Source organism: Collinsella sp. LCP19S3_A7, from assembly GCF_052121995.1.
Taxonomy (GTDB): Bacteria; Actinomycetota; Coriobacteriia; order Coriobacteriales; family Coriobacteriaceae; genus Collinsella.
Genome location: NZ_JBQKDE010000006.1, coordinates 43197 through 61681 on the forward strand (window position 1 = coordinate 43197; position 18485 = coordinate 61681).

Genomic DNA, 18485 nt, shown 5'->3' on the forward strand with positions numbered 1-18485 from the left:
ACATCAGTCGATCTTCTCCCCCGTATACTCCTCGTACATCTCATCCATACGTGCAACATAATCGTCGGCAACCGCCTCTGCATCAGAAAGCTCAGTTACCTCTCCTTCGAGCAATTGAAATCCACCGTTGGCATAGCGCTCTACAAGAGAAGACGCGGCCTTCCTGTCTCGAACGACTTCCGTGTTTTCAAATCCGGCATCTGCGAGATTAATTGCATTGGCAACTGCCTTGAATTTGTCGGATAAATATTCCGCCCTAGTTAAGTTTCTCGGCCTCTTTAGTTCAGGCTTGAGGCCCTCGTGATAACCCAAAGCCAAAGCAAACAGCATCTTGTCCTCATTTGTCATTCCGTCAAACAGAGGGAATGAACTCATGGTCTTTACGATGCCCTCAAATGCCTCATCAGTCGTATTGAGAATAGTAGCGAAAGGCGTGCTCTCATTAGCCACGATACTCGACCTCCTTCATGACTTCCGACTCTTGCTCATCCAAACGCAAGCGCGTATACGTCGCGATGGCTGGTTCAAACTCACGCGAAATCGCCTCGGAATACTCATCCGGCGTAAACGCTAAGATAAGTTGCTTGTTCTTGCTTACTTCGACCAGCGTTTTTGCGAAGTTTTCCCTGTTTTCACCAGAAGCACGCGCAATGGGCGTGTCAATGAACAACGGGGAATCAAACCCCGAGACTTCGTGCATGGCGAGCGTAAAGGAGAGTGCGAGCAGCGATCTCTCCGCCGCGGAACATGTTCCCGCGCACGAATAACCCTGCCTATCGTAAAGCGATAGCTGATAACGCTCTGTCAGCTCAATCCGATCGCACTTGGAATTCTTCCAGACAAGCCCCTTAAACAGAGCCTCTGTACGCGACTCCATTCGCTTTCTCACGTCATCAACAATCGCCTTTTCGGCAGCCTTTAATACGCTGAGCGCTCGGTTGCCAAATGAAATAGCCCGATTCGCCGCTTCTGTCTTCTTGTCCTTCTCAAGCCCCGCATTTAGCTTTTTCTCCCAGACCGAGATCATGCCGTCCATCTCGTCCTTTTTGCTTTGGAACGCGCCGATACCCTGATTCAGTGAAGCGATTTCAGCATCAAGCTGTTCCCTCTCTTCAAATAGGCGCTTCAAATCATCCGAAGACTCCGCAAACTTTGTAATGCGTGCATTAATGTCATTGAGCCGAAGGCCGATCTGCTCGAGACCCTGCTCGTCTTTTTTGAGTGATTGAAGGACCTGTTTTCGTTCGGCTGGGTACCGTTTAACGGAATCGACAATTCTTTTAAGTTCGCTTCGCATTGACGAAAGAATGTTCGATGTCTCACTACTCACTTTAAACTGATTGAGCATTGCTTCGATATGTGCCCGCTCATCCTCATTAAGAGAATGGCCACATAACGTGCATGTGCCCATGCTGAGGGCCTTTTGAAGCTTCTCGGGATCAATCGAGGGTGGCAAATGCCCTTCTCGCTCCATCCTTTCAATGACATCGAGAGTCTTTTTCGCAACGGGATAAAGGTTAAAATCCACCATCATCTTGCGAACAAACTCATAGTATTTGGCCTGATCCCGCTTATAGTGCTCGAGATAGCTTTTTTCGAGTTCTAGGGCTGCCTCCCGCTCGTTTTCAATACCACGCACGTCCTCAACGCCACGCAGCTGCCCATCGATATCCGATAATCGACGCTTCGCCTCAAACAAACTGGACTGGTTGCGCTCTATCCGGTCAATATCCCCATCACGAGTCTGCTTAAGCTCATCGAGTTTCTTGTAGATCTGCGCAGTGCTACTTGAAATCGCAGACGCATCCCTTTTCTTTCCGGAGACGGTCGTCTTTAGATGATCAATCGTTCTCGACAGCACATCAATCTGCGAAATTGAATACACCGCCTCTTTGATGCGGTCGCCCTTTGTCTCCTGAAAATAGGTGTTGAGCTGCTCGCCATCAAAAAAGAAATACTCTCGAATTGATTCGGGGAGATAGCGATTGATGTATGCCGTTGCCCCTTCATTCTTAAGCGAAAGAGCCTGACCATCAATCCCATTCGTCACTGTCACCGTAAACTGCTCTTCGGCCTTTTTCTCAATAAATTCCAGCCCGTTTTTCTGCAACAAGCGGAAGGGGACAGAACGCTTGATCTTTACAGTTGAATTTTTAGTATCTCCCAACTCAACGGTCACAATAACACTAACGTTTTCTACCCAAACGCTATTCTGAACGCATTCGGCAATAACCTCTTTGTTTAGCTTGGGCTCTCCGGCGTCATACTTGCTGTTGCCAAGATGAGGCTCATCACCGTATAAACACCAAGTAAATGCATTGAGCAAATTTGTCTTGCCAACGCCGTTATCGGCAACGATTAACTGCAGATCGTGATCGCCCGGACGAAACTCAAGTGTCAGATCACGATACTGACGATAGTTGTGAATCTCAATCTGCTTGAATCTCATCGTTCTTCCTTACTGCAGAATCCAACTCCTGCTCGTACCGCTTTCGATAGCTGCCGTTTCCTTCCATTTCGTACGAAATAAGCTCAAGCAGGAAATGGAGCATGGCTTGATCGCCCGTGCATTCCTTTTTGACGCTTTCGAGTACTTGCCGATTAATAGCCATTTGCCCTCCTCAAACGGTCCTGTACCTCAAATAACAAATCAGTGCTGTTCACTGCATTCGCGCGCATGTCTTCGATGCGAACCATCTCTTGCTTGAACAGCTTTTTCTCGAGTTCAATGCCGCCCATCTCTTTGATTCGTTTCCAATCCGGCTCAATTACGAAATCGTAGATATGGGCAATCTTCTTTCCGGGGTGTCGGCGAATCACCCTGCCCACCCTTTGGACGTACTCGCGCGGATTCGTGCTGCTCGACAGCAAAACGGCCGTTTTCGCTTCAGGAATGTCGATGCCCTCGTCAAGGCATTTGATTGCCACGAGCGTTTGAATGTCGCCCTGCCTGAATGCGTCCAAAAGATACTCACGCTCGCTCAGACCGCCATACTCCACCCGCTTCGCCGTTCCCTCTTCTTCGGTAAAACGATGCGCCGCAATCTCATGCGAACCGAGCATCAAACACACTTCCGAGATTCTGTGGGGCGAAGTGAAAACGATTGCTCCGGTCAAATCAACCGAATCAATCAAGTCTTCAAAGTGGACTATCTTCGAGGCGGCATCTTTTTTGATTTCTGCCCTATCGCGAAGAAGCTTTTCGACATGCTCTTCCGCATCTGGCAGTGGGCTATTCTTAGCCGCCACAATCCTCTTCGTCAAAGCACAGTATTTATCTAGCTCTTCGTCGTTCAAGCTAGAAAACACAAGATGATACTCATAGGGACAGAGGAACGTATCACCTGTTATCGGATTAATAGTGTTTTGAGCCTGAGCAATCGTAAACACAAAAGACCTGTCACCAAAGTATCTGCGAATGAGCTCGGTTCCATCCTCATCAAACCAACGGGACGGCGTAGCAGACAGGCCAATTCGATACCGATACCTCTCCAAAAGCCCGGCACGCTGCTTCGGCGAGCCCATTCCATGGACCTCGTCGCCGACGATGCATGTAGCCACCGAATCAGGGAGCTTGTTGATAATATCTAGCAGCTTCTTGCTGCATGCGCTCTTGTGGGTGGTATAGATAATCAAGCTCGACGATCGCCCTATGCGTATCCTGGAAATCGCCGAAGAGATTTCCTTAAGCCAACGAGCGCTCGGTCCGGCAGATGAATCGGCAAATACAGATTTGTCGAACTGCAGCCCTAAAGCGGCGGTCTCCTTTTCCCATTGACGCGACAATGTACTCTGCGGCGTAGCAACGATGCAGACAAACTTCTTCTCTCGAGCAAGAAGCTCCCCAACACAAGCAAGGGCGGTGCGCGTTTTACCGGTCCCCGTTGCCATCTCGAATAACAACCTACCGTCATTGGCAAGCCATGCTTCAAGCGCCTCTTTTTGGTAAGGAAAGAGAGAGATCCGCGTTTGTTTGCGAGTTCGACGATAATTGGCAATAACACTATGCTCGAGTTCAAAATTGGCGCCAGCAGAAACGAGCTTCTCGCAAAACGAATGCGTTGGGACGAACGTCTTTACGCTCTTATGTTCACCATTCCAAAGTGATTCAAATTTTGCCCGATCAGATTGATAAAAATCGAGTTGTCCCGGCTCCCAGCTTTTGAACACCTTGAACTCTTCGCAGTTAAGCAGCCATCCCGACGCCGTCTCGTTTACCGAGCCGCTAAATGAGAGCGCATCGCCGTCACAATCCTCAATAAGGCCGATTTTTTGATGATAGAGCTGGCCAGCCTGTACATTGCCGTCTTCATCAACGATCACGGCGATCTTCATTTCCAGAAGCCCTTTTGCAAGCATCCAACCGAGCGCCTTGACATGGTCACGCTCGATTTCATCGGCAAGAGCGTCAATATTCCCGAGAAGTTCGCTTGCTATGCCTTCAATTACCTCATCCGGATTGTTGGCAGCCAGCTTAATCGCATCGATATCACGCTCGTTTAGATTTGGGCTAACAATCAGGCGCATGGTCCCGCCGTTACGAATTAACCCCGCGACGCCCCTAGCCGCAAGAGCAAGACTTGCAGACGAGAAAAACCCTACACTTCGGTCATATTCAACAGCCTGTGAAAGTGCCGGTATATAGAAGTCGGATACGGGGTCCACATCCCCAAGCGTCTCATAAGATGTTCCGATATGCAACTCCTTCAGACCCATCAGCGCCTGCCGATCCGCGAAATGGCAACAGATAGTGCCCGGTCTTCAGTACCGCACTGACCGTCAATCAAGCGAAGGAGGCCCGCAACGTTGGGAGCTCGCCGCTTTTTCGTCGAATCCGACAATGGTCTTAGATAATCCTCGATATAAACCGGTTCCCCATCATCGGCCTTCGCCGCATCACATAGCAGCTCTCTAATAACCGGGATGCGGAAGCACAGCTTTGCAAGCATATTCTGCTTTTCATCATCCGGAAGAGCGCAGTACAGGTCGGAAAACGGAGACGCCACGATCTCGATCCCCCTCCGTTCGCCTTTTACATCAGCGAGGTCGAGAAGCGTTGCTAGCTTTCCATGGTTCTCACCATATTTGATGTTTGCCGTAGCCTTTTTGCCTCTATCGCCAGTCAGGTAAATGCCGAGCTTCTCAAACGTGAGGGGCTCGCCAATCAGCGTGAGAATACGCACAGCAGCATCGAGGGCCTCTAGGTTGCTAAACTGTGGAATATTGGCAGCCGTAATCAACTCGCACGGTTGCAGACTACAAACGGCATGGAACACTTGCCTGAGGCTCGCTTCACGCAGCAGCGAGAACAGCTCCTTCGAAAGCCCCCCCCCGGAACTCATTTCGCCAGCACTTGCCAACCAAACAATATCAAGGTTTTTGGCATAATAAGCTGCTAGAACTTCTTCAGTACTTGACTCCCCAGTGGCAAACCGTGCCCATGCATTTCGCTGGATATCGTCAACGTCCTTAGAAGGGGTACCAATAAACTGCCTTCCATACCAGCGAAGCATATTTCTTTCCTCAAATTTCAAATCAAAATAGCGTTTTGCGATTTCTGGATACTCTTGTTCAAATGAAGTCATTGCCGCATAAGCGGAGCAAAGCGTCCCCTTCGTTTTGTGGAGCGCTTGGTTTGCCTCGCAGAATTCTCGAAACGATTTCTTTTTGAAGAACTGCGGTTGGTTGCACCATCGGGCAATGGTGACATATAAGCCTCGTAAAGGAGACTCTTTGTATTTTTCATACCGCATGATATACGGTAGGCAGCCGTATTTCATTAGAATCGAGATGCGTTCGAACACATTGGCAATATCTTGCGCGTCCTGAGAATCATAGCCGCTCAAAACATACAGACGGGTACCCTTATCTGACCAAGTTCGCCAAATGCGCAGCTTTCTTTCTATGAGCTCACGGTCTTCGATGTGGTCGAAGGCGAAAATATAATCCCCGTGATAACGGCAGCCGGAAAGAGCTTTTGCCTTCGCATCGGTCATAAGACGCACGTCAAGACCTTGGCGAAACTGAAACGGCTTGCCCGTCTCACGAAGTTCATCCAAGATCTCTCGCCAACCGGGAAACGCAAAGAAATTATCATCCCAGAGATAAATGTAGGGCCTGTCTTCGTCTAGGAACTCAGAAACAGGCGAGTGCTTAAAGGCGTGATCGTACTTTTGGTTTACGCAGAAGCTGCACTTTCTAAAACAACCTCTCGTAGTAAAACCAATCGAGTAATCAAGGTAGTCAGCATATTGGCTACGCCTCCTGCCGGAAGCAAGCTGCTTTTCGACAAACGACTGATACAGGCTGTAATCGGGATGAAAATGCTCCACCTCATCCGGTAGGTTTTCTCCGCCGTCTTCATAAAAACCCGTACCGCCATAGACAACGTTTGGAAGGGCCAATAAGCCTTCCGGTATGTTCGTAAATGTGAAAACGCAAGAGATGAAAACGATATCGTAATCTGGGACTGCTTCAAACGCCTCGATCAGCTCGACGCTATGACCCCTCGCCTTGAAATATCCACTCAGTTTAAGAAGAACCAGGTTTGGATGGCGCGTGCCATGATCGATTAAATCGGCATCAACAAGACCAATACGTAGGTGGCTATTGCTTTTAACAAAATCGATAGCACACGATACTGGCCGGCTGGACAATCTGCTCCCCTTACACAATAAAGCTCTCAATTTGTGTGATCTAAAATAGCACTGAGGTTGTAGAAAATGTTGATCAATTCTGCTAGCGGCATTCTCGCCATTAGCATCTGCCTAGACGCGAGCAATTATCCGAGGCGAAAATAAAAACAGGACTTTATCGGAAAACGAATCAGTCGGGACGTCGCATCCGCACGTCATCGACGCGGGAATTCGAAGCTATCCAGCCAGCGGCAGAAGGATCGACCCTCTCAGCGACCCAACAGAGACTTGTGGAATATCTATCAAGCATCGCCGTCTCATTACGAAGTTCCTCCAGAACCAAACGCTCTTGATGGGAACATCTGTTGTGCAATCTATAGATTTCTGCAACGTTAGCCTCAAACTCAGCCCGCTTCGTCCCCGGTAAAACGGCATGCCGCCATTCGCCTGCGCGCGCAAGGCGCGCCATACCGTGGGCTCCAGGCGGCAAACAAGCATGAATCGCCATACATCAAATGTCAAAGCGGCGGCGACCCTGTCATAAGATGGCGCCTTTCCTTCATGGCCCAAACGAACTTTCGCAAGCTATAGCAACAGCAAGCTGAACATACGGCATAACGCCCTCCTACGCCGTGGCGCACACGCTGCCGAGCAGCTCGCGCAGAGGAGACCCAATGCCCTCCAGCAGTTCGGGCGCGATGATGGCAAAAACGGGAACCTCGCCGGCCCCCACGACGGCAGGCACCTTGCCCTCCGAGACAATACAGCCATAAGGCACAAAACCGTCTTCGCCGGCATCGAGCTCCGCCATGCGACGCGCGAGTTCGCGCGCAAAGCCAGCAGTATCGGCATCGCCGATCGCCAGGACAAAGTCCACGCCTTCGTCGGTCGCCAGGGCCACAGCTTCGTCGATCAGCTCGTCTCCCCCGTCGCCCTCAACCGAGCCGCAACGAAAAAGCACGCGCTCGAGCAGAGCTCGGTCAAGCGAGCCGAGCGCCGCCGAGACAAGCTCATCGCGCGTATGTTTGTCGCCACCCAGCACCACCAGTGCCTTGGTGCCGCCGTAGTGAGCGACCAATCGTCCACACCAGCGAGCCACGTCTCCATCCGCAACAAGGCGCGTCGGCATACCAAACCCATAGTTGACCATTATCCCCACAACCCTTCCGTGCTTTATGGTGGTATCGATCGTTAGGCTCATGCTACGAAGCGAGGTTTTCCGGGCTGTTTCGCGCTCTTTAGAGCTGCGTTAAAACCCGATACAACCGCCCGACCATACCTGCCAAAAAGGGACAGGTTTGTTTTGGTCGGTCAAGCGTTTTACCTACCAAAATAAACCTGTCCCTTTTTGGCAGGTTTTGACGATGTCCGGACGAGCGGGTATTATCGAACATGCATTCGATAAGAACATGTGTTTGATGGGAGGACGCGTGGGGCACGGGCGTCACACCTATATCTGCATCGACCTCAAGACGTTTTACGCCAGCGTCGAGTGCGTCGACCGCGGGCTCGATCCGCTCACCACCCACCTGGTCGTTGCCGACGAATCACGCGGGCGTACGACCATCTGCCTCGCCATTACCCAGGCCATGAAAGACCTCGGGATACACAACCGCTGTCGCCTGTTTGAGATTCCCGACGGCATCGACTACATCAAGGCCGTACCGCGCATGCAGCACTACATGGAGGTGTCGGCGCAGATCTACGGTATCTACCTGGAATACGTCAGTCCGCAAGACGTTCACGTCTACTCAATTGACGAGTGCTTTATCGACGTGACACCCTATCTAGAGCTCTACCATACCAATGCCAAAAGCTTTGCCTGCATGCTGCGCGATGAGGTCCTCGCGCGCACCGGCATCACGGCGACAGTCGGCATCGGCCCCAACCTATTCCAGGCCAAGGTGGCGCTCGACATTACCGCTAAGCACGTACCCAGCCGCATCGGTATACTCGACGACGAGACCTTTCGCAAGGAGATTTGGCCCCATCGCCCCATCACCGATATCTGGGGTATCGGCCCCGGCGTGGCAGCTCGCCTCGAAAAGTACGGGGCATACGATCTGATGGGTGTCGCCGCGCTCGACGAAAACCTGCTTTACGACGAACTCGGCGTCAATGCCGAGTATCTCATCGACCACGCCTTTGGGCGCGAGCCGACAACTATCGCCGATATTCAGGCCTATCGCCCGCAGGCAACTTCAACCACCACAGGACAAGTGCTCTCGAAGGGTTATGCCTACGAGCAGGCCTACACCGTCTTGCGCGAGATGGTCGACAACGCCGTACTGGACTTGGTCGATAAGCACGTGGTCTGCGACAGCATCTCGCTCTTTGTGGGCTACGCGAGCGAGCGCGCCGACATACGCCGCCTCGACGCCAGCGGCACAGCGCAATATGTAGACGGATGCGGACATTTGCGTTCGAGCACGTCGAGCATCGAACCCGCCGCAACCGCCGGCCCCGAGCTCGCACCCCGTGCACCCAAGCCCGTCCAGCGCGATGACGAACGACGCCGTCTGGTGCGCGAGGCACAGGCAATCGACGGCATCTTTGTGGGAGAGCATGGCGGCAAACCGCGTGGCGGCTATGCCGCGCTCTTTGCGCACTCTAACGCTTCGCGCAAGCTGCCCGAGCGCACCAATTCGTTTAAGAAGATCATGGGCTATTTCGATGAGCTCTGGGCGCAGACCGTCGATCCCAAACGACCGGTCAAGCGCATCAATTTGGGCTTTGGCAACCTCATGCCCGAGGAATTTGCCACCATCGATCTGTTTAGCGATGTTAAGGCCGATGAACGCGAGCGCGACCTGGCCCGCGCCGTTCTGGCCGTGAAGGGCAAGTACGGCAAGAACGCCCTGGTCAAGGGATTAAGCTTTACCGCCGGCGCCACCGCACGCGAACGCAACGATCAGGTAGGAGGACATCGTGCCTAAGTCCCAACAACAGCCGATGCGGCCACCGACGCCTTTTGAACGCCTGGCGGACCCCGATGGAAGGCGTCGCGCCGCCGACCCCAGGCTCACCGCTAACGGTGCCGTTCGCGCCAACCGCGCCGCGCAGTTTATGCCCTTTGCCGCCCTCACGGGATACTATGAGCTCGTGCGCAAACAAGAGATCTCTGTTGAGCCCAAATGCGAACTCACGGAAGAAAAAGCCCTCGAACTTTCAAAAAAGCTCGAGGGCCTCAAACGCGGCGACTTGGTGCGCGTCACTTATTACGATACATACGGCTATCGTAGCCGCACCGGCATTCTCGACGAAGTGCTCCCCGCGTTCAAGCTGCTCAAACTCCGAGACATCGCCATCGGCTTCGACGATATCCAAGACATCGAGCTGCGCGGCCGAGCCTAGGCGCAAGCGCACGCCCGGCCCTACGGCTTTATGACGTAATAGCCCGCATCCCTCACGGCAGCCTCAAGCACCTCACGATCGATCGGGTTTTTAGAACGGATGCACGCCGTGTGGTCTGTATACGTCACCGTGGCCCAAATGCCATCGAGAGCGTTGAGGGCGTTCGTCACATTTTGCGCGCAGCCGCCGCAGCTCATACCGCCAATAAGCAGCTCATCGCTATAGGGGTAGTGAGACACATCGGTGTCCGCGACCGCGGCCCTCTTGACCTTCTTTCTGCCCGCCCCATCGCCGCAACAGCATGTGCCATGCGTCGATGCGACAATACGCCGGAATCCAAAAAATAAGCCGCCGGCTATGACGCCATCGCCTTCGGCCGCCCCGCCATGGGCTCCGAGGAGCTCGAGTACGATGAGTTTCAGCCGATGTGGGACGAAGTCAAGGAGACCCTCGGCGACAAGAAGGTCGTCCTCTTTGGCCCCTATTCTTGGGCCGAGGGCGAATGGATGGACAACTGGAAGGCGGACGCCGACGAGGCCGGCATCAACATCGTCGATTCCGTCATCTGTTACGACGCCCCCGGCGCCGAGGCAGAGGCCGCCTGTCGCGCCCTTGGAGCCGAGCTCGCCTAACGGCGATAAGCTCCGCCCATACGCGGCTCTGCACCAAAACACATTCGCATCCCAACAAAAACGGGGCTGGATCCAGATCCAGCCCCGTTTTCTGCTATGTCAGCCACATAAAGCAGCTACGAGATGTTGCCCAAAAACGCCTTGGTGCGTTCGCTCTTAGGATGGTCGAAGACCTCGCTCGGCGTACCCTCCTCCACGATAACGCCGCCGTCCATAAAGACGACGCGGTCGGCGACGTCGCGGGCAAAGCCCATCTCGTGCGTTACCACGATCATCGTCATGCCGTCACGCGCAAGATCGCGCATGACACCCAGAACGTCGCGGACGAGCTCGGGGTCAAGCGCCGACGTAGCCTCGTCAAAGAGCATCACGTGCGGATTCATCGACAGGGCGCGGGCGATGGCCACGCGCTGCTGTTGACCGCCCGAAAGCTGGCTCGGCATAAAATCGATGCGCTCGGCCAGACCGACCTTGGTCAGCTCCTCGACGGCAATCTTCTCGGCCTCTTCCTTGCTGCGCTTGAGCACCTTTTGTTGCGCAAGCATGACGTTCTTTTTGACCGACAGGTGCGGGAACAGATTGAACTGCTGAAACACCATGCCCAAGTGCGTACGCACCTTATTGAGGTCGACGCCCTTGGCGCACACATCCACGCCCTCGACGACAATCGAGCCGCTCGTGGGCTCCTCAAGACGGTTAATGCAGCGAAGCATCGTCGACTTACCCGAGCCCGAGGGGCCCAGGACCACGACGACCTCGCCCTTGTGCACATCCAGATCGATGTCGCGCAGGACCACGTTATCGCCAAAGGCCTTCTGGAGATTCTTGATGCTGACGACGACCTCGTTCGAGTTATTGGTTTCGCTCATAATAGAACCTCCTTACAGACCTGCAATATGATCGGCGGGTGTCGCGACAACCTGTCCGGCGCTCTTGGTGGGACGCTTCTTTTTGGTTTCGGCCGTCCCCAGAAGTCTCGCCTCAAGACCGCTCACCAAGCGCGCAAGCGGCAGGGTAATGACCAGATAGAACAGGGCGGCAACCACATACGGCGTGATGGAGCCCGTCGTCGCCACGATGGTGCGGGCATTCATGACGATCTCGACCACGCCCACGGCGGCGAGCAGCGACGTATCCTTGTAAAGCAGGATAAACTCGCTGGTCAGCGTAGGCAGGACATTGCGGAACGTCTGCGGAATCATAACGTAGAGCAACGTCTGGAAGGCATTCATGCCCAGCGAGCGGGCAGCCTCGTTTTGGCCCTTGGGGATCGACTGAATACCGGCACGGAAGATCTCGCACAGGTACGCAGACGAGTTCATGGCCATGACGATAACGCCCAAGACGTAGTCGTCCACCTTGACGCCGGCAAGTGGCAGGCCAAAGAACGCGATATAGATCTGCAGGAACGCCGGCGTACCACGGATGATATTCACGTAGATGCCGGCAAGACAGCGCAGGATGCGCGACTTGGAGATGCGCATGAGCGACAAGGCAAAGCCAAAGGGGATTGCCAGCGGAAACGCCACAAGCACGATCGAGAGCGACATAAGGAAGCCCTTAAATACGACCGGCAGGCTCTGGACCAAAATGACCGGGTTCAAGAACAGGCGCAGGAACATATTGGAATTCCAAGCCTCGACCCACGGCTGTTCCTTAAGATCGGCCTGGAAGTTATCGAAGGCCGTCACGCCCTTAATCTCGACGGAAGGAATCTTGGAAATCTTCTTGGTCGAACCGTCGGCGAGCGTATAGGTGCCGCTAAAGGCCTCGTCGCCGCCTTCGACGGGGAAGGTCACACCGTACACCTCGACACGGAAAAAGCCGCCGGCAGGCGCCGTCTCGCCAAAGTCGATCTTGAGCGTCTGGCCATCAGCCGTGCACGTGGGCTTCATGGGTGTGCGATCCATGAGGTCCTCGCCCGAGAGCATCGTCAATCGCGTGTCATCGGTACCAAACGTCGTGCCGTCGACAAACGTCAGCGAAAGACCGCTCAGCTCCTCGTCGGCGTCGGCCTGAACTTCCCAGGTAATACGTGTCTCGGTGCCGCCGACCACATCGCTGCCCGAACCGGTGTTGGGTCGGGCGGTAATCTTTGCGGTCTCAAGCGCTTGGGCAGTCGAGGGCGCAGATGCCCCCACGCACACCAGCGCGAGCGCCACGGCCATGACGCAGGCTAGCTTTTGGAGCAAGGCGGGTAGTGAAGAACGCTGCCCAGCGGCCCCTTTGTTCAGTCGAGACAAGGTGGCTCCTATCGTAGAAGTTGCCGGCAAATAGAGACGGAAACACTCTCCGTCGAGAGAAGCGCAAAGGCCCTCTCCGCTAAACGGAAAGGGCCCACACGCAATCAAGTATCTGTTTACTTAATGTTGTACTTAGCCATGAGGGCGTCAACGGTACCGTCGTCGGTCAGGTCCTTGATGGCCTGGTTGATGTCGTCCTTGAGCTTGGTATTGCCCTGGTTGATGGCAATGGCGTACTCCTCGCCGGTGCTGATCTGCTTAACCGTGTGGCAGGTGTTGAACTGCTCGGCGGTCAGCTGGCTGGCAACGGAGCGGTTGGTGACTACGGCATCGCCCTTGTCGGACTGCAGGGCGCTGAAGCACTCGGTAGCGTCCTTGTAGGGGATGATCTTGGCCTTGGGGAAGTTCTCCTGAGCAAAGGCCTCGGCGGTCGAGCCAGACTGGACGATAATGGTAGCGTCGGCGTTGTTGAGCTTCTCGCTGTAATTGTCGGCCGTGATGTCGGTGTTATCGACCTTGGTCACGATAGCCTGATCGTCCATGTAGTAGGAATCGGAGAAAGCGACTTCCTTCTCACGCTCGGGCGTGTCGGTGATAGCCGCAATGGAGACGTCATACTTGGTGCCCGAAGCGACGCCGGGGACGAGCGTGTCGAAGTCGTTGTTGACGTACTCGACATCCAGGCCCAGCTTGTCGCCGATAGCCTTGATGAGCTCAAGGTCAAAGCCCTGATAATCGCCGTTGTCATCCTTGTACTCAAACGGAGCGTACTCGGCAGAGGTGCCGACGGTCAGCGTACCGTCCTTGACGAGCGCGTACTCCTTGGAGCCGTCGACCTTCTCGACCTTAGCGTCGTCAGAGCTGCTGGAACCGGCATCAGAACCAGAGGTGGCGTTGGACGAGCCGCAGCCCGTCAGTGCGAGGGCGAGCGCCATGGCGCCCGTGGCGGCAAATGCGCCAAGCTTCTTCAGCTTCATAATCAGTCTCCTTCCAATGGCCCCATGTGATTCAGGGGCCTGCAAAAACTGAGGGCTATTATGCACCCGCGTGAGAGAATCTGCAATTAGAAAACTGATTGAAACAAACCCATAACGTGAATGGAACACTCCACTTTATGACAGTCATTACTGCTGCAATGACCTTAATAGTTTAATTTCAGCCGCATAACCTGCAAGTTCGTTCGGCGTTTCCAAAATGAATGGCAGTGATCGCAGGCAGCTATTCGATACAATATTCTGCATAACCTGCATTCCACCGCCAAGTTCCTCGCTGCCGAGGTAACCCTTGCCGATGCATTCATGCCGGTCCTTATGGGCACCGCGGGGATTCTTGGAATCATTGATATGCACAGCGCGCAAGCGCTCGATACCCACCACACGATCGAACTCGTCGAGCACACCGTCAAGATCTTGGACGATATCATAGCCGGCGTCATTTACATGGCAGGTGTCCAGGCAAACGCCCAGCTTGGCCGACAGCTCGGGGCGCCTGTCAGCAACGTCCTCGATGATGATCGCCAGTTCCTCAAAGCTGCGGCCCACCTCGGTGCCCTTGCCGGCCATGGTCTCGAGCAGCACCGTCGTCTGCTGGCCCTCAAACATCACCTGGCACAGGGTGTCGACGATCATCTGAATGCCGGCGTCGGAGCCCTGTCCCACATGCGCACCGGGATGGAAATTGTAGTAGTTACCGGGCAGCGCTTCCATACGCTGCAGGTCCTCAGCCATGGCCTCCAGGGCAAACTCACGCGCCCGCTCTTTGGCCGAGCAGGGGTTATAGGTATACGGAGCATGGGCCACGAGGGGACCAAAATCGTTTTGTTCCATAAGCTCGCGCAGGGCCGCCACGTCATCCATGTCAAGGTCTTTCGCCTTGCCGCCGCGCGGGTTGCGCGTAAAGAATGCAAAGGTATTGGCGCCAATGGATAGCGCCGTCTCCCCCATCGCCCGATAGCCCTTCGTCGTGGATAGGTGACACCCAATCGTCAGCATCCCCAGCTCCCCCTCATCAGTTACGGTAAAATAGTTCCTGTTGATGCCTTATTCTGCCGCAAACAGGAACTATTCCACCGCAAGTTATAAAAGGGTCATGAGGAGCGCGTTTTGCCGAAGGCCTTAAGCGCCGCCGTCACGGGGCCAGGCTGGAAACGTCGGCGCACATCGTCGAGACGCTCGGGAATATCGATGTGCTGCGGGCAGTGGCGTGCGCATTTGCCGCACTTGACGCAATTGCTCACCAACTTGGGCTCGCTTGTGCGCACCGCACTCGCCGTAAAATACTGCGATAGACCCGTAAACCAGCTGTGCGCATAGCTTGCGTTGTAGGCGGCAAAACACCCAGGAATATTGATGCCTTTAGGACACGGCATGCAATAGCCGCATCCCGTGCAGGGCACGCGATTCGATTTTTCAAACTCCGTCAGCACGTGCGCGATGGCATCGAGCTGAGTAGCTGTCATCGAATCCGGCAGGGCCCGATCGGCCAACGCCGCGTTCTCATCCACCTGCGCGGTATCGGTCATACCCGAAAGCAGCATCGTCACCTGAGGATGATTCCACACCCACGAAAGCCCCCAGGCGGCAGGGGTGCGCAAATGCGGGTCACGGGCGCTATCGAGCACAGCGCGGGCCCGCGGGGGCAGCTTGCCTGCCAGGCGTCCGCCCAAAAGCGGCTCCATCACAAACACCGCGAGGCCTCGCTCGGCGGCGGCCATGAGCCCCGCCGTTCCCGCTTGGTAACGCTCGCCGGCATAGTTGTACTGTATCTGGCAAAAATCCCAGTCATATGCGTCAAGCATCGTCAGGAAATCCGCCGCGCTGCCGTGATACGAAAAACCAATCTGGCGAATGCGCCCCGCCGCCTTTTGACACGCGATCCAGTCCTCGATGCCCAACGCCACCACACGTTCCCACTGGGCGGGCGAGGTGATGTTGTGCATGAGGTAGTAGTCGATATGGTCAGTCCGCAGGCGGCGCAGCTGCTCATCAAAGAAACGGTCGAAATCCTCCGCGCACTTGCACGAGGCGTGCGGCAGCTTGGTCGCGAGCAAAACCTGGTCGCGCAGGCCCAAGCGCTCAAGCGAAGCGCCTACGCAAGCCTCGTTGCCGGGATAAAGATAAGCCGTATCCAGGTAATTTATCCCCTGCTCCACGGCGCGGGAAACGATAGCATCGGCTGTCTTCGCATCGGGGCGTCCCGGCGCACCGGGAAACCTCATGCACCCCAGCCCCAACGCCGAGATACGGTTACCGCTTTTGGGGTCAACGCGATACTGCACGGCCCCTCCTCCCCCATCGAAGCTCTGACGCGGCGAAACAAACCCGTCACGCCACCGAAACACATCGGAATCGCAATCGAGAACGTATCGTAACGCAGCAGAAATCGAGCCGTCACGACACCGCTTTAACATCAGCAAAAAGTCCGGTGAAAGGAGCCAGCCATGCCCACGCTCGACCTTTGGAACCTCGCCACCCAGCTCAAAAGCACCGATTACCGCTGGATCGACCTCACCCACACGCTCTCGTGCGACACCCCGCACTGGTTTGGCTTTAAGCCATTTGAGTCCACCAAGCTCTTCGACTACCTGCCCGGCACGCCCGAGGATATGCTCGCGCCCATGCGTTGCTTCCAGTATTCGGTCGCCTCGCAGTACGGCACCCACGTCGATGCGCCGCGCCACTTTCATGTTGACGGCCGCTCCCTCGGCGAGATCGAGCCCGTCGAGTTTATGCATCCGCTCTGCGTGATCGATAAGCACGAGGAGTGCGCCGCAAACCCCGACTTTATCCTGACTATCGATGACCTCAAAGCTTGGGAGGACGAGCACGGTCGCATTCCCGAGGACGCTTTCGTCGCCTTCCGCTCCGACTGGTCCAAGCTCGCCGACCTCGAAAACAAGGACGAGGACGGCCAGCCCCACTACCCCGGCTGGGACCTCGACGCCATCAAATGGCTTGTAGAAGAGCGCAACATCGGCGCTATCGGCCACGAGCCGGCAGACACCGACCCCGCATCCGTGACCACACGCGAGGACGCCTACCCCTACCCCGGCGAGCAATACATCCTCTCGGTCGACCGTTACCAGATCGAGGTCATGGACCATCTGGACGAGCTTCCCGCCACAGGCGCCGTCATCTTCTGCACCTTCCCCAAGGTGCGCGATGGCGTTGGATATCCCGCGCGCGTTTTTGCCATCTGCCCCGCGGCATAAGTTCCCATGCATTTGTTCTTCTAAATTCAGCCTCCGGTGTACGCCACATGCCCCAGCGGCATACAATCCATCAGGCGCCCCATATGCGGGCGCCTTTTATATGGGGAGATGATTCACATGCAGATCAACAAGGTCGCCTTTATCGGCAAGGGCGGCGTCGGCCTGCTCTACGGCAGCATGATTGCCAAGACCCTCGGCAACGATGCCGTCGAATACGTCATGGATGACACGCGTTTCGAGCGCCACGTGGGCGATGCGCTCACCGTCAACGGAAAGCCCTGCGCGCTCAAGTCCGTCCGCGCCAGCGAGGCAACGCCCGCCGATCTGGTCATTCTCACGGTCAAGACGACGGGGCTCAACCAAGCACTCAAGACTATGGAGCGCGTCGTGGGACCCAACACGCTCATCGCCTCGCTGTGCAACGGCATTACGAGCGAGCAAAAAATAGCCGAGCGCTTTGGCTGGAAGCACACCGTCCTGGGCATCTGCCAGGGCATGGACGCCGTATTCCTTAACGGCGCGCTCACCTTTACCAATGCGGGCGAGATTCGCTTTGGCGCGGCAGCAGGCACCGAGCCCGCAACCGTCACCGCCATCGATGAGCTCTACACGCGCTGCGGCATCGCCCATACCGTCGAGAGCGACATTGCGCACCGCATGTGGGCCAAACTCATGCTCAACGATGGCATCAACCAGACCTGCATGGCCTACGGCGGCACGTACGGGAGCGCCACGGAACAGGACTCCGAGCAGCGTCGCTGCTTTGTTTCCGCCATGCGCGAGACACTTGCGGTCGCCAACGCCGAGGGCGTTGGGCTTACCGAGGCAGACCTGACGCAGATGGTGTACCTCATCGAGGGAATCGATCCCGCCGGCATGCCCTCGATGGCGCAGGACCGCATCGCACAACGTAAAACCGAAGTCGAGGAGTTCGCGGGCACCATTTGCCGCCTGGCGGCCAAACACGATATCCAAGTGCCGCAAAACGATTGGCTCTACCAGAGGATTCGCGAAATAGAAAGCAGCTGGTAGCCTCGCCCGCACGGCGACGCGCGCAATGCAAGCAGACAGGCCTTCGCGAGGATCCCATCGCTCGCGAAGGCCTGTCGCATTTAGGCCGAGGCTAAAACTGAGGCTCGTTTTGCGACTCCGAGACCTCGTCCTCGTCATCGCGGCAAAGCACCACGCCGGCGCTTCCCAGCAGCGCCGCTGCAATCAAGGCGCTCACAACCACAGGAGCAGCACCCGTAGTGGACTGCAAGCCGGCAACTAACGCCGCCGTCGGACCAAGACATCCGATCAAAAGGGCAACGACGGCAATAGCGACATCTCGAGCGTTCATGGGATCACTTCCTCCACGAGAAAGACCTTGTTTCTCATGACTTAGTGTGCCCCGCGCCCATATGCCCAA

At 55.5% G+C, this 18485-nt stretch carries 18 protein-coding genes; 5 read left to right on the plus strand and 13 right to left on the minus strand.

Going from position 1 to position 18485, the window contains the following annotated elements; translation table 11 throughout:
• Positions 1-3: 3 nt before the first annotated feature.
• From ACTQV3_RS04240 to ACTQV3_RS04265, 6 genes are all read right to left on the minus strand, one after another.
• Positions 4-450 carry a hypothetical protein gene (locus tag ACTQV3_RS04240; RefSeq protein WP_441056979.1) on the minus strand — a complete coding sequence of 149 codons (447 nt, stop codon included), beginning with the start codon at positions 448-450 and terminating at the stop codon, positions 4-6.
• Positions 443-2449: an AAA family ATPase gene (locus tag ACTQV3_RS04245; RefSeq protein ID WP_441068511.1), complete on the minus strand. Its 2007-nt coding sequence runs from the start codon at positions 2447-2449 to the stop codon at positions 443-445. Before ACTQV3_RS04245 ends, ACTQV3_RS04240 begins: the two co-directional genes overlap by 8 nt.
• Positions 2430-2612, minus strand: coding sequence for a hypothetical protein (locus ACTQV3_RS04250; RefSeq protein ID WP_441068509.1), 183 nt, complete (start codon positions 2610-2612; stop codon positions 2430-2432). Before ACTQV3_RS04250 ends, ACTQV3_RS04245 begins: the two co-directional genes overlap by 20 nt.
• Entirely contained in the window at positions 2602-4716 is a 2115-nt protein-coding gene (locus ACTQV3_RS04255; RefSeq protein WP_441068507.1) for a DEAD/DEAH box helicase family protein, read from the minus strand. Before ACTQV3_RS04255 ends, ACTQV3_RS04250 begins: the two co-directional genes overlap by 11 nt.
• A complete protein-coding gene (locus ACTQV3_RS04260) occupies positions 4716-6656 on the minus strand; it encodes a hypothetical protein (protein WP_427727802.1) in 1941 nt (646 codons plus the stop codon). Before ACTQV3_RS04260 ends, ACTQV3_RS04255 begins: the two co-directional genes overlap by 1 nt.
• Positions 6657-7260: 604 nt before the next feature.
• Positions 7261-7764, minus strand: coding sequence for an iron-containing alcohol dehydrogenase (locus tag ACTQV3_RS04265; RefSeq protein ID WP_441068501.1), 504 nt, complete (start codon positions 7762-7764; stop codon positions 7261-7263).
• A 235-nt stretch (positions 7765-7999) separates the two neighbouring features.
• Here ACTQV3_RS04265 and ACTQV3_RS04270 point away from each other — a divergent pair, with 235 nt between their 5' ends.
• Positions 8000-9571, plus strand: coding sequence for a Y-family DNA polymerase (locus tag ACTQV3_RS04270; protein ID WP_441568609.1), 1572 nt, complete (start codon positions 8000-8002; stop codon positions 9569-9571).
• Positions 9564-9989, plus strand: a complete 426-nt coding sequence (locus ACTQV3_RS04275; protein WP_441068499.1) for a hypothetical protein — start codon at positions 9564-9566, stop codon at positions 9987-9989. Before ACTQV3_RS04270 ends, ACTQV3_RS04275 begins: the two co-directional genes overlap by 8 nt.
• A 20-nt stretch (positions 9990-10009) precedes the next feature.
• Here ACTQV3_RS04275 and ACTQV3_RS04280 read toward each other — a convergent pair whose 3' ends face one another.
• A complete protein-coding gene (locus ACTQV3_RS04280; RefSeq protein ID WP_427747961.1) occupies positions 10010-10228 on the minus strand; it encodes a heavy-metal-associated domain-containing protein in 219 nt (72 codons plus the stop codon).
• Positions 10229-10375: 147 nt separating this feature from the next.
• Between ACTQV3_RS04280 and ACTQV3_RS04285 the strand changes: the two genes are divergently transcribed.
• A complete protein-coding gene (locus tag ACTQV3_RS04285; protein WP_441068497.1) occupies positions 10376-10621 on the plus strand; it encodes a hypothetical protein in 246 nt (81 codons plus the stop codon).
• Positions 10622-10737: 116 nt separating this feature from the next.
• On the opposite strand, the gene ACTQV3_RS04290 is transcribed toward ACTQV3_RS04285, so the two are convergent.
• The 5 genes from ACTQV3_RS04290 to ACTQV3_RS04310 form a co-directional block, all read right to left on the minus strand.
• Positions 10738-11490 carry an amino acid ABC transporter ATP-binding protein gene (locus tag ACTQV3_RS04290; protein ID WP_022094423.1) on the minus strand — a complete coding sequence of 251 codons (753 nt, stop codon included), beginning with the start codon at positions 11488-11490 and terminating at the stop codon, positions 10738-10740.
• A gap of 12 nt (positions 11491-11502) precedes the next feature.
• The gene (locus tag ACTQV3_RS04295; RefSeq protein WP_441068495.1) at positions 11503-12864 is read right to left on the minus strand and encodes an ABC transporter permease subunit; all 1362 of its coding nucleotides are present in this window, start codon (positions 12862-12864) and stop codon (positions 11503-11505) included.
• 116 nt (positions 12865-12980) lie between these two features.
• Complete coding sequence (locus ACTQV3_RS04300) at positions 12981-13841, minus strand: ABC transporter substrate-binding protein (protein WP_441041007.1); 861 nt, start codon at positions 13839-13841, stop codon at positions 12981-12983.
• 147 nt (positions 13842-13988) lie between these two features.
• Positions 13989-14855, minus strand: coding sequence for a deoxyribonuclease IV (locus ACTQV3_RS04305; protein WP_441054457.1), 867 nt, complete (start codon positions 14853-14855; stop codon positions 13989-13991).
• 95 nt (positions 14856-14950) lie between these two features.
• A complete protein-coding gene (locus ACTQV3_RS04310; RefSeq protein WP_441068493.1) occupies positions 14951-16141 on the minus strand; it encodes an aldo/keto reductase in 1191 nt (396 codons plus the stop codon).
• A 162-nt stretch (positions 16142-16303) separates the two neighbouring features.
• Here ACTQV3_RS04310 and ACTQV3_RS04315 point away from each other — a divergent pair, with 162 nt between their 5' ends.
• Both ACTQV3_RS04315 and ACTQV3_RS04320 read left to right on the plus strand, forming a co-directional pair.
• Entirely contained in the window at positions 16304-17074 is a 771-nt protein-coding gene (locus ACTQV3_RS04315) for a cyclase family protein (protein ID WP_441031657.1), read from the plus strand.
• A gap of 117 nt (positions 17075-17191) precedes the next feature.
• Entirely contained in the window at positions 17192-18106 is a 915-nt protein-coding gene (locus ACTQV3_RS04320; RefSeq protein WP_441068491.1) for a ketopantoate reductase family protein, read from the plus strand.
• Between the two features lie 91 nt (positions 18107-18197).
• On the opposite strand, the gene ACTQV3_RS04325 is transcribed toward ACTQV3_RS04320, so the two are convergent.
• Positions 18198-18416 (minus strand): hypothetical protein, encoded by a 219-nt coding sequence (locus ACTQV3_RS04325; RefSeq protein WP_441068489.1) that lies wholly within the window; start codon positions 18414-18416, stop codon positions 18198-18200.
• Positions 18417-18485 lie beyond the last annotated feature (69 nt).